Annotated in this window: 11 protein-coding genes; 6 read left to right on the top strand and 5 right to left on the bottom strand. The window is 67.9% G+C overall.

The genetic code is table 11. The annotated features are described in order from the left end of the window. The first annotated feature begins 61 nt into the window (after positions 1 to 61). Complete coding sequence (locus DQP57_RS01665) at positions 62 to 832, top strand: enoyl-CoA hydratase/isomerase family protein (RefSeq protein ID WP_112631118.1); 771 nt, start codon at positions 62 to 64, stop codon at positions 830 to 832. Positions 833 to 853: 21 nt separating this feature from the next. On the opposite strand, the gene DQP57_RS01660 is transcribed toward DQP57_RS01665, so the two are convergent. Beyond that, positions 854 to 1,708, bottom strand: coding sequence for a proline iminopeptidase-family hydrolase (locus DQP57_RS01660; RefSeq protein ID WP_112631116.1), 855 nt, complete (start codon positions 1,706 to 1,708; stop codon positions 854 to 856). Between the two features lie 169 nt (positions 1,709 to 1,877). Here DQP57_RS01660 and DQP57_RS01655 point away from each other — a divergent pair, with 169 nt between their 5' ends. The 4 genes from DQP57_RS01655 (at position 1,878) to DQP57_RS01640 (ending at position 5,593) form a co-directional block, all read left to right on the top strand. Then, the gene (locus DQP57_RS01655) at positions 1,878 to 2,396 is read left to right on the top strand and encodes a phenolic acid decarboxylase (RefSeq protein ID WP_112631115.1); all 519 of its coding nucleotides are present in this window, start codon (positions 1,878 to 1,880) and stop codon (positions 2,394 to 2,396) included. A gap of 121 nt (positions 2,397 to 2,517) precedes the next feature. Further along, positions 2,518 to 3,657, top strand: a complete 1,140-nt coding sequence (locus DQP57_RS01650; protein WP_112631113.1) for a thiolase family protein — start codon at positions 2,518 to 2,520, stop codon at positions 3,655 to 3,657. A gap of 7 nt (positions 3,658 to 3,664) precedes the next feature. Then, the gene (gene meaB / locus DQP57_RS01645) at positions 3,665 to 4,552 is read left to right on the top strand and encodes a methylmalonyl Co-A mutase-associated GTPase MeaB (protein ID WP_112631111.1); all 888 of its coding nucleotides are present in this window, start codon (positions 3,665 to 3,667) and stop codon (positions 4,550 to 4,552) included. A 144-nt stretch (positions 4,553 to 4,696) separates the two neighbouring features. Beyond that, on the top strand, positions 4,697 to 5,593 hold the full coding sequence (locus tag DQP57_RS01640) for a thiamine pyrophosphate-dependent enzyme (RefSeq protein ID WP_205869002.1): 897 nt from the start codon (positions 4,697 to 4,699) through the stop codon (positions 5,591 to 5,593). On the opposite strand, the gene DQP57_RS01635 is transcribed toward DQP57_RS01640, so the two are convergent. After that, positions 5,586 to 6,239 carry a response regulator gene (locus tag DQP57_RS01635; protein ID WP_112631107.1) on the bottom strand — a complete coding sequence of 218 codons (654 nt, stop codon included), beginning with the start codon at positions 6,237 to 6,239 and terminating at the stop codon, positions 5,586 to 5,588. The two genes, DQP57_RS01640 and DQP57_RS01635, sit on opposite strands and share 8 nt — an antisense overlap. 113 nt (positions 6,240 to 6,352) lie before the next feature. On the opposite strand from DQP57_RS01635, the gene DQP57_RS01630 reads away from it, so the two are divergent. Further along, a complete protein-coding gene (locus DQP57_RS01630) occupies positions 6,353 to 7,573 on the top strand; it encodes a sensor histidine kinase (protein ID WP_112631240.1) in 1,221 nt (406 codons plus the stop codon). A 135-nt stretch (positions 7,574 to 7,708) separates the two neighbouring features. On the opposite strand, the gene DQP57_RS01625 is transcribed toward DQP57_RS01630, so the two are convergent. The 3 genes from DQP57_RS01625 to DQP57_RS01615 are packed head-to-tail and all read right to left on the bottom strand — an operon-like array spanning position 7,709 to position 10,772. Continuing rightward, on the bottom strand, positions 7,709 to 8,452 hold the full coding sequence (locus DQP57_RS01625) for a class I SAM-dependent methyltransferase (RefSeq protein WP_112631105.1): 744 nt from the start codon (positions 8,450 to 8,452) through the stop codon (positions 7,709 to 7,711). A gap of 11 nt (positions 8,453 to 8,463) precedes the next feature. Then, positions 8,464 to 10,080 carry an FAD-dependent oxidoreductase gene (locus tag DQP57_RS01620; RefSeq protein WP_112631103.1) on the bottom strand — a complete coding sequence of 539 codons (1,617 nt, stop codon included), beginning with the start codon at positions 10,078 to 10,080 and terminating at the stop codon, positions 8,464 to 8,466. A 14-nt stretch (positions 10,081 to 10,094) separates the two neighbouring features. After that, positions 10,095 to 10,772: an IclR family transcriptional regulator gene (locus DQP57_RS01615; protein ID WP_112631101.1), complete on the bottom strand. Its 678-nt coding sequence runs from the start codon at positions 10,770 to 10,772 to the stop codon at positions 10,095 to 10,097. Positions 10,773 to 10,856: the final 84 nt, after the last annotated feature.

Below are 10,856 nucleotides of genomic sequence, written 5' to 3'. Positions count from 1 at the left end.
GTGATCGCGAACGCGGGCGTAGCCCGGGTGAAGCGGGTCACGACCATCGAAGGAGTCTGACGTGTACGACATGCCTACCGAAATCGACGTTCAGGCGGACGGTGCCCTGCGCATCATCACGCTCAACCGGCCGGATTCGCTCAACTCCGTCAACGACAACCTGCATGTCGGGCTCGCGCGGCTGTGGCAGCGACTGACCGACGACGCGGGCGCCCGCGCCGCGGTGATCACCGGCGCCGGCAGGGCATTCTCGGCCGGTGGCGATTTCACGTATCTGGAAGAGCTGGCCAACGACGCCGAGCTGCGCGCCAAAACGATCCGGGATGGCCGCGAGATCGTGCTGGGCATGGCGCGGTGCCGAATTCCGGTGGTAGCGGCCGTCAACGGGCCCGCCGTCGGGCTGGGCTGCAGCCTGGTCGCGCTCAGCGACATCGTCTACATCGCCGAGGCCGCCTATCTGGCCGACCCGCACGTGCAGGTGGGCCTCGTGGCCGCCGACGGCGGCCCGCTGACCTGGCCGCTGCACATCAGCCTGCTGCTGGCCAAGGAATTCGCCCTCACCGGAACCCGTATCGGCGCGCAGCGCGCGGTCGAGCTCGGGCTGGCCAACCACGTGGTCGACGACCCGCTCGCGGAGGCGATCGCCACCGCCAAAAAGATTCTGGAACTGCCGCAGCAGGCGGTGGAGAGCACCAAGCGGGTGCTCAACATCCACCTGGAGCGCGCCGTGCTCGCCAGCCTGGACTATGCGCTCTCGGCCGAGAGCCAGTCGTTCCTCACCGAGGACTTCCGGGCCAACGTCGCAAAATTCAACGCGGCCAAGAAGAATTGAGGTTCTGGCCGCGCGACGACCTCAGGAATCGTATCGGCGCAGGAATTCACGCATCACCGCATCGAACTTGCCCGGCTCCTCGATGAACGGCATGTGAGCGCTGGACTCGAACAACTCGAACCGCGAACCCGCGATGCGCCGGTGCATTTCCCACATGTGTTCGGGAACGCATTCGTCGTACTTGCCGGCGAGAACCAGTGTCGGCGCGGTGATTTCGTGGAGTCGGTCGACCACGTCCCAGTCCCGGATGGTCCCGACGATGTGAAAGTCGCTGGGACCGAACATGGTCTCGAAGATTTCGGCGCCCATGTTGCGGAACGCATCCTCGAGCTCCCGCGGCCAGGGACGCACCCGACAGAGGTAGGTTTCGTTCCAGGTGCGGATGGCCGCCTGGTAGTCGGGGGAGTACGTCGTGCCGGCGGCCTCATGGTGGTCGATGGCGGCCTGGGTTGCCGGATCCAGCTCGGATTTCAAGCGCGCCACCATCTTCGTGAACTCCGGGATGGACGCGATGCTGTTGGAAATGGTCAGGCTCGCCACCCCGGCGGGTACTGCCTCGAGCATGTACTGCTGGGCCAACATCGCGCCCCAGGAGTTGCCGAACAGATGGAAATGGTCCAGGCCGAGGGCCCGCACCACGGCGTCCACCTCGGAGACCGAGCGATCCATCGTCCAAAGCTTGCGATTAGGAGGGCATTTGGATTTCCCACAGCCAAGCTGGTCCCAGAAGATGAGCTCTCGTTCGGTGGCCAGCCGCTCCAGCGACCGCAAGTAGTCGTGCGGCAACCCCGGCCCGCCGTGAATGACGAGCAGCGGAAGGCCCGGCCCGCCGCCGGTCCGTTTAAACCACACGTTGCCGCCCGGGACGGCGACCATTCCCTGAGTCATGTACCCACCATCGCAAATCGACACCCATTGCGCAGTCCCGCCGCAGTCCTGGCAGGATGCGCAATGGAGCGGTGCGCTAAACGCCCGCTCGACGATCCGTCCCACCACCGTCGTCGTGGGAGCCACCGCAGCTGCGGCCTGACCGGGAGGAACCGCAATGACCAGTGTCGACAATCCAATTCCCTCGCAAGATCTTTCGGGGATTGTCGGACACCGCTTCATCTACACCTACGCCAACGGCTGGCAATACGAGATGTATGTCAAGAACGCCACCACCATCGACTACCGGATCCACTCCGGGCATGTGGGAGGCCGCTGGGTCAAAGGTCAGGAGGTCCACCTCGTCCAACTCGACGATGACAGTTTCAAACTGTCGTGGTCCGAACCCACCGGCACATGCGTGGTCGTCAATGTCCTGCCCGCCAAACGCTGTCTGCACGGGGTCATCTTCTTTCCGCAGTGGATCCGGCTGCACGGTGAGCGCACGGTCTGCTTTCAGAACGAACACCTGGACGAGATGCGGGCCTACCGGGATCAAGGCCCGACCTACCCGATCTATGAGGTCCCGGAATTCGCCTACATCACCCTGTTCGAATACGTGGGTGCCGACGACGAGAGCGTCATCGACACCGGCCCCGAGCAGCTGCCCCCGGGATGGTCGGACCGCACCGACTGACCGACGGGGGACCAGCGGGCGCCTGTTGCGACTCGCACTCTCGCAATGCGAGAATATGATTCTCGCATTGCGACTGGGGCGTCTCGCGCCCCTGCCCGCTGGTTGAACTGGAGAAAGACCTGTGCCTGAAGCCGTCATCGTGTCCGCCCTGCGCACCCCCATCGGCACCGCCCGCAAGGGCACGCTGCGCGATACCAGCGCGTTCGACCTGGCCCACCACGTCGTCAGCGAAGCCGCCAAGGATCTGGACCCGACGCAGGTCGATGACGTGATCCTGGGCGAGGGCCTCTACGGCGGCGGTGTGCTCGCCCGCCACGCCGCCGTCACCGCCGGCCTGACCCAGGTTCCCGGACTGGCCAACAACCGGCACTGCGCGGCCGGTCAGGCGGCCGTGCAGACCGCGGCCGCGAGCGTGGGCGCGGGAATGGACCAACTCGTCATCGCCGGGGGCGTGAACTCGGCGTCGACGTCACCGCGGTCGCGGATGCAGGTCGACGGCGAGTGGGTCGACTGGTTCCCGCCGACCCACCCGGACCGGCCCGACGCTCCCAACATGGACATGTCGATCACCGTGGGCTGGAACGCCGCGGTCAAGGCCGGCGTCAGTCGCGAGGAGATGGACGCCTGGGCGCTACGGTCCCACCGCAACGCCATCGCCGCCATCGACGAAGGCCGCTTCAAAGAGGAGATCGTGCCGATCGACACCCCGCACGGGTTGTTCGCTGTCGACGAGCACCCGCGCCGGGACACCAGCATGGAAAAGCTGGGCGCGCTCAAGCCGCTGCACCCAGAGATCGAAGGCTTCTCGATCACCGCCGGCAATGCCTGCGGCGCCAACGATGGTGCCGCGGTGCTGACGATCGCCGGCGACGGGCTCGGATTGCCCGCGCTGGCCACCATCCGGTCCTGGGCGTCCGTCGGCGTCGACCCGGCGATCACCGGCCTGGCGCCGGTGGAAGCGATACCGAAAGCCCTTAAGCGAGGCGGACTCTCGATTGCCGACGTAGATCTTTTCGAGATCAACGAAGCCTTCGCCGCGATGTGCGTGGCCACCGTCAAGCTGCTCGAGCTCGACCCCGACCAGGTCAACGTCAGCGGCAGCGGCTGCTCGCTGGGTCACCCCGTCGCGGCCACCGGCGCGCGGATGCTGGTCACCCTGGTGCACGAACTGCGCCGCCGCGGCGGCGGCATCGGCGTCGCGGCGATGTGTGCGGGCGGCGGGATGGGCTCGGCGACGGTGATCGAGGTCGCGGCTCCATAATGCGTACATGATCATCGCCGATCTGATTGCCCGCGCGCGCAACGGATCTCCGCGCGCGGCCGGTCGGCTGCTCAGCCTCGTCGAGGGCGACCAGCGCGACGAGGTCCTGGCGAATATCGGTCCCGCCCCGGGCGGCATGGGGCCGGTCGTCGGCATCACCGGCCCGCCGGGGGCGGGAAAGTCGACGACGGTCGCCGCGCTGGTCGGCGCCTACCGCAAGCGCGGATCCCGGGTGGCGGTGTTGGCGGTGGACCCGTCGTCCCCGTTCAGCGGGGGTGCGCTGTTGGGCGATCGAATTCGAATGGCCGCCCACATCAACGACTCCGATGTCCTGATTCGTTCGGTGGCCACCCGCGGGCATCTCGGGGGCCTGGCCGCCGCGGTTCCGGCGGCCATCCGGTTGTTGGGGGCGATCGGCTACGACGTGGTGCTGCTGGAGACGGTGGGGGTGGGCCAGTCCGAGATCGAGATTGCCGCCGTCGCCGACCCGACGGTCGTCATCCTCAATCCCGGTGCGGGCGACGCGGTTCAGGCGGCCAAGGCCGGCGTGCTGGAAGTGGCCGACATCGTGGCGGTCAACAAGGCGGACCGCGACGGTGCCGAGCAGACGGTTCGGGATCTGCGGGCCGAAACCGCGGCCCCGATCGTGTCCCTGGTCGCCGCCCGGGGCGAGGGCATCGAGGACCTGATGGCCGCCATCGAGGACCATCGCCGCACCGACAGTCGTGCCCGCCGACTGGCCCGGGCGCGGGCGCAGATCTTGTCCCTCGCGCAGACCAGGCTGCGGAATCAGCCGGATCTCGACCGGCTCGCCGAGGCGGTCGTCGACGGCCATCAGGACCCCTACTCGGCCGCCGATCAGCTAATCTCACCCCCCGCGCCGCCGAGCGACTGACGGCCCGCTTGTCCCCCAATCGGGGGAACGGGCGTTCATCACATTTGCGGTCCGATCGGCGGAGTTGCCACTCGCGCAATCGCCCTACGTTGAGTTCGTGTTCAACGCGGCGGCCACCTCGGCCAGCGAGTTAGGAGATTCGGCATGACTCACACCCCCCAGCTTTCGGCAGCGCTCGACCCTGATGACCACCTGGAGCTGTATCGCCGAATGTGGGTTCTGCGGCTGCTCGACATGGCCATGGATGAGCTGCGTGTCGACGGCCTGATCGACGACGCCACGCGAACCGAATTCGGGCAGGAGGCGGTGGCGGTCGGCGCGGTTGCGGCCCTGCGGCCGGGCGACCGCGTCAACGCCGCCACCCCGCAATTCCGGCACGCCCAGCAGGTCGGCCTCGCCCTGCCGCTGGGCCCGGCCATCGCCGACATCATCGGCCCGCGCCGCGCCGGCGCCGGGGCCGCGGACTGGAAACGGTCGCTGGCCAATGAAAGCGCTCTGGGTCAATCGACCATGTTTGCGCTGGGCGACGCCAACACGCAGCTACTGGCCGGCGAGGGCAACGTCGCCTTGTGTGTCATCGGCGGTCGCGACGCCCACTCCGTCGAGTTCACCACGGCCGCAAAGATTGCCGTGCAGTGGCGGCTGCCGGTGGTGTTCGTCGTGGAGAACATCCGCGGCGGGACGAACGCGCGTCGCCGCGCGTACGAATTCGACGCGATGCCCATGCTGTCGGTGGATGGCAGGGACGTGGTGGCGGTGGCCGCCTCGGTCACCGAAGCGGTGCACCGGGCGAGCGCCGGTGACGGCCCCACCCTCGTCGAGGCGATCACGTATCACACGAATCACCCCATCGCCGTCGACCCGCTGGTCTTCGCACGCCGCCAGCTGATCGCCGCCGGCGGCACTAGCGATCACCTCTGCGAGGTGGAACGCGGGGCGCGCCACCTGATCGCCGAGGCCATGGCTTCGGCCAAAGCGGTGGCGCGGGCGCAGCAGATCACGTCCGCGCCAAAGCCAAAGCCCTGGTCGGCCGCTAGCTGAGCAGACCTTGCCGCATTGCTTCGGCGACGGCGGCCGCGCGATCGCTGACGCCGAGCTTCTCGTAGAGGCGTTGCACATGCGTTTTGACCGTCGACGGGGCCACGAAGAGCTCACCGGCGATCGCGGGGATGCTTTGGCCGCGGGCGATCCTGTTGAGCACCTCACGTTCGCGCGCGCTGAGCACGGGTGCCGTCGGCTCCGCGCGCTGCCGGATCTCTGCGGCAAGACCGCCGACGAGCGCCGGCGCCACCACGTCGCGGCCCTGCGCGCAGTCGAGCACCGCCTTGACGATCTCGCTGCGCGTCGAGTCCTTGAGCACAAACCCGGCGGCGCCCTGCTGCAGCGCCTGGTACACAATCGCCGACTCGTCGTGCGCCGAGATCAGCAACACCCGGGTGGGCAAGCCCTGCTTTCGCACCGCGGCCGCCACCTGGGCGCCGTCCAAGCCGGGCATCCGGTAGTCGAGCAACGCGACGTCGGGCACGTGCGATTGGATCAATTCCAATGCGGCAGAGCCGTCTTCCGCTTCACCGACGACGTTCACCGAACCGCTCGACGAGAGCGCGCGCACCACGCCCTCGCGAAAAAGCGGGTGATCGTCGCCGACAACCACCCGCACCGTCTCCGGGGTAGCCGCGCCGACCATGGCGACGAGTGTAGCGGTCTTCCGAGCAGCGGCCTTCGCGTTCTCCGGGCGCCACGATGAGCCATTTCCCCGTTTGCTTCGGGGGCGCGGACGCCGATGAGTACGGTGATCGGGTGGCGGTAGCCGGCGACGCAGAGCTGGAACGGGTGCGCACGGTTCACCAGTTGCGCTCGTACCGCATCGGCTCGGTGCTGCGCATCGGTGTGGTCGGCCTGATGGTCGCAGCCATGATCATCGGCACCAGCCGATCGGAGTGGCCGCAGGAAAGCGTGCTCATCGCGCTGTACGCACTCGTCGCGCTCTGCGCGTTCGGGTTGGCTTTCGCTCCTTTCCGGCGCTGGATCGGGATGGGCCGACTGGTCGCGATCGGCCGGCTGGAGCCGTTTGCGTTCACCGTCATCGACATCGTCGCGCTGACCGTCTTTCAGCTGCTGTCCACCAACGGGATCTATCCGCTGCTGATCATGGCGATGTTGCCGGTCCTGCTGGGGCTCGACGTCTCCTCGCGCCGGGCGGCGGTGGTGCTGATCTTCTCCATGCTGGGGTTCGCCATTGCCGTGCTGCAAGATCCGGTGATGTCGAGCGCGGTTAAGTTGGCGGAGGCGGGTTTTCGGTTCCTGCTCTATGCATTCCTGTGTTGCGCGGCCTTTTTGGTGGTGCGCATCGAGGAGCGCCATACCCGCTCGGTGGCCGGACTGAGCGCGTTGCGGGAGGAGCTGCTGGCCCAGACGATGAACGCCTCGGACGAGGCGGCGCGCCGGATCTCGGAATTCATTCACGACGGACCGCTGCAAGACATTCTGGCGGTGCGCCAAGAGCTCGTGGAGTTGGATGCGGCGTTCGGGGGCGACGAGCGCGTCGGCCGCGCGCTGAGGGGCTTGCAGCTGGCCTCGGAACGGCTGCGGCAGGCCACTTTCGAGCTGCACCCCGCGGTGCTCGAACAGGTCGGGCTCGGGGCCGCGGTGCGGCAGCTCGCGGACTTCACCGCGCAGCGTTGCGGCATCGAGATCACCACCGATATCGAATACGCGGCGCGCAGCGACATCGACCCCATCGTGTTCGGTGTGGTGCGTGAGCTGCTGTCCAACGTCGTCCAGCATGCTCGGGCCCGTCACGCGACGGTCATGCTCGGAATCACCGACCAGACCTGTGTGCTGCATGTGGTCGACGACGGCGTGGGGTTCAGCCAGGAGACGATGGCGCGCCGCATGAGCGAGGGACACATCGGGCTGGCGTCGCACCGCGCCCGAGTGGAAGCCGCCGGCGGAGCCCTGACGTTCCTCGATGCCCCGGTGGGCACCCATGTCTGCGTCGAAATGCCGTTGCGGAATTGACGGTTCCCGGGCCGCGGGGGGACGCGTCGGCAGTCGCAGCAGTCACGTGGGCATCAGTTTCGCTGGCATGAAGTGACTTTGAAGTGCGCTGGCACCGGCGCTAGCACACATGAGACCCGCCACCGAGGGTCCCGCTCAGCCGTGGTCGCTGACCAGAAGGCGGTAGCCGGCATCGAGCTGGCGTTGGTCAAGCAGCCGCGAGTGCCGCTGCCGCCATCGTCCGGTGCGCAGGTCGGCGGCGAGGCGGGCCAGGCCCTCGGTCAGCGAGCCCTGGTCCGCGTACGCCAGCATCGAGATGCCGGCGCGGACAGTGGGATCAAGATAGGCCTCGGGTCGGCGCCAGAAGGCCGCCCCGAATCCGTCGGTGCAGTCGTGCGGGACTGGCACGGTCTGCACCTGCGCACCCCCCAGCAGCTCCACGAGTTCCGCGATCGGGACATAGAGCTCGTGGTTGATCCGAGCGGCCTCAGGCAGATAGTCGCGCACCAACCAGAAGCTCTGAAACACCGCTTGATCCCAGGTCAGCACCACGATGCGACGGCGCGCGACACGACGTAACTCCGCGACCCCGGCGGCGACATCGCTCCAGTGATGCACGGTCAGCAGGGCCATCGCGGCGTCAACGCAGTTGTCGCGCAGGGGCAAAGCCTCCGCCAACGCCTGCACGCAGGGGGCGGAGCCCGGTGGACGCTGAGCGATCATCACCATGCTGGGCTCCACCGCGGCCACCGTTTGGACGGGTTCATACGATCCCGTGCCGGCCCCGACGTTGACGACGGTGCCCATCGTGGCGAGCGCGGCGTTCACCTGCGAACCGATCCGCGGGTCGGGTCGACGAGTGCTGCGATAGGTGGCACCGATCCGGTCGTAGGCGACCATCGATATCCACCCTACTTCAGGTCGACCGACTTCCCGGTGGCGGCGGCATGACCCGCGCGATAGCCGAAAACCATTGCCGGGCCGAGCGTTCCACCGGCACCACCGTAGGCCCTCCCGGTCACTCCGCCCATCGCGTTGCCCGCGGCGAACAGGCCCGGTATCGGCTCGCCGCCGACGTGCAGGACGCGGGCATCGTGATCGGTGCGCGGGCCGCCCTTGGTGCCCATCGCACCGATGCTCACCGGCACCGCGTAGAAGGGCGCGGTGTCGATGGGGCCCAGCGTCTTGCCGGCCGGTGTGGTCGCGCTGTCGTCGCCCCAGTAGCCGTCGTAGGCGCTCGAGCCGCGACCGAAGTCGGGGTCTGCGCCGGCGGCCACATGACGGTTCCAGCTCTCGACGGTGCGGGTCAGACCGGCGGCGTCGATGCCGGTCTTGGCGGCCAACTCGGCGAGGTCCGCGGACTCGCAGAACCAGTCCGGGACGGGTTGCCCCGGTTCGATACCGAGAAACCCGTAGCGCTGCAGGTGAATCGAATCGAACACCATCCATCCGCGGTCGTTGACGTAGCCGCCGCGAGGGTCCAGGTAATGGAAGGCGCCGGCCATCGAGTTGTAATCGCACGCCTCGTTGACGAAGCGCCGGCCGGCCGAGTTGACGATGATGCTGCGCGGCCGCGTCCTTTCCAGTCGCACGCTGCGGCTGCGTGGCTTGCCCTCGATGGTGTCGCCCGGGATTTGCACGATGGGCACCCACCACGCTTCACCCATGTTGGCCAGGTCGGCCCCCTGCTCCATCGCCATGCGCAAGCCGTCGCCGGTGTTGTTGGGCGGAGAGACGGCGCCGTGCATGGGGCCACGCAGAAACGCTTGTGTCAGGGCCGGATCCCACTCGAAGCCGCCGGTGCCCAGGATGACGCCGTGGCGGGCGCCAACGCTGATCGTTCGATCCGGCAGGGCCACGCGCACCCCGGTGACCTCTCCGTCGTCGGCGATGAGGCCCTCGGCGCGGGCATTGGTGCGTGGGGTCACTCCCACGTCCAGCAAACCCTTGAGCAGTCCCGCGATCAGCGCGGTGCCGGCCACGCACAGATGGCTGGTTCGCTCGTCGATCGCCGCGTGCAGGCGCGCCCTGGTCTCGGCATCGAATCCGACGTTGGACCAGTCGGCCGGGAAAGATGTGATGCGCGTTGCCCATTCGCCCAGTTGCGCCAGATCGAACGGGGCCGCACTCAGCGACCTGCCGCCGCTCGGTTGCCCGCCCGGCAGCTCGGGACGATAGTCGGGAAAGCCGGTGGCGATCTCGAACTGAAGACCGCTGTGCGCCTCGATGAAATCGAGCATCGCCGGGCCGGTGCGCACGAACGTTTCCACCAACTCGTCGTCCATCGAACCGAGCGACTGCGCGCGCAGGTATCGCAACGCGTCCGCCGGGGTCAATTCGCCGTCGGGAGAACGATTGTGGGCGGGGATCCACACGATGCCACCCGAGACGGCCGTGGTCCCGCCGACGGTCGAGGCCTTTTCGTAAACCTCCACCGAGGCACCCGCGACGGCTGCGGTCAGCGCGGCGGTGAGGCCGGCGCCGCCGCTGCCGAGCACGACGACGTCGACTTCGTGGTCCCATGACATGGACTGCTATCCCTTCAGCTCAGTAGCTCCGACAACTGCTTGGCGGCCTTCACGACCGCGTCCTTCCCGCGCATCACCACGTCTTCTCGGTGGGAGATGAGGTTGATGCACGTCGGTGGCGAAGGTGCCGGGCGGCGCACCCCCACGGCCAGGCCGTAGGTGTTCGGTTCGATCTCGCCGTAGGTGGTCACCCAACCGCGTTCGCGCGCTTGGGTTACCAGCTCTCGTTCGCCCGGACGCGGCGGCATGCATGCGAGCAGCGCGATGCCGGCCGCGCCGCGGTCCAACGGATAGCGGCTGCCTTCGTGAAAGGACAGCTGGTAGGCGACGTGGCTGGGCACGATGACGGCGATCGCCACCTGCTGGTCGCCTTCGGCGATGAGCAGCGACACGGTCGTGCCGAGCTCGTCGGCCAACGCGCGCAGCGTCGGCAGGCTCACTTGGCGCACGTTGCGGTCGAAGGAAGCGCCGAGCACGGCCAGCCCCGCCGCCGGACGGTAGCGCCCGTCCTCGCCCTTGGCCACCAGTCGGAACTCGGCCAGTGTCGACAGCAACCGGTAGGCGATGGTGCGGTGCACCCCCACCTGGTCGGCGAGCTGCTGCACCGTCAGCCCGCTGGGCGAGTCCGCCACCATCTGCAGGGCCGTCAGACCCCTGGCCAGGGTCTGGGAACCGGTACCCGCCCCCGTCACAGCCTTGACAGACCTTCCCGCGAGAGCGAAGCTCTATATATAACGCACATTAGTGTGCGATATTAGCACACAACGTACGCCGAA

This window comes from Mycobacterium colombiense, from assembly GCF_003284935.1.
In the GTDB taxonomy this organism is placed as follows: domain Bacteria; phylum Actinomycetota; class Actinomycetes; order Mycobacteriales; family Mycobacteriaceae; genus Mycobacterium; species Mycobacterium arosiense_A.
This window is presented reverse-complemented; position numbering and strand designations above follow the sequence as displayed.

Excerpts from the sequence above, each read along its gene's own strand:
- DQP57_RS01640 (WP_205869002.1), top strand. The coding sequence starts at position 4,697 with ATGACTCACACCCCCCAGCTTTCGGCAGCGCTCGACCCTGATGACCAC.
- DQP57_RS01620 (WP_112631103.1), bottom strand. The coding sequence starts at position 10,080 with ATGTCATGGGACCACGAAGTCGACGTCGTCGTGCTCGGCAGCGGCGGC.
- meaB (WP_112631111.1), top strand. The coding sequence starts at position 3,665 with ATGATCATCGCCGATCTGATTGCCCGCGCGCGCAACGGATCTCCGCGC.
- DQP57_RS01655 (WP_112631115.1), top strand. The coding sequence starts at position 1,878 with ATGACCAGTGTCGACAATCCAATTCCCTCGCAAGATCTTTCGGGGATT.
- DQP57_RS01635 (WP_112631107.1), bottom strand. The coding sequence starts at position 6,239 with ATGGTCGGCGCGGCTACCCCGGAGACGGTGCGGGTGGTTGTCGGCGAC.
- DQP57_RS01660 (WP_112631116.1), bottom strand. The coding sequence starts at position 1,708 with ATGGTCGCCGTCCCGGGCGGCAACGTGTGGTTTAAACGGACCGGCGGC.
- DQP57_RS01625 (WP_112631105.1), bottom strand. The coding sequence starts at position 8,452 with ATGGTCGCCTACGACCGGATCGGTGCCACCTATCGCAGCACTCGTCGA.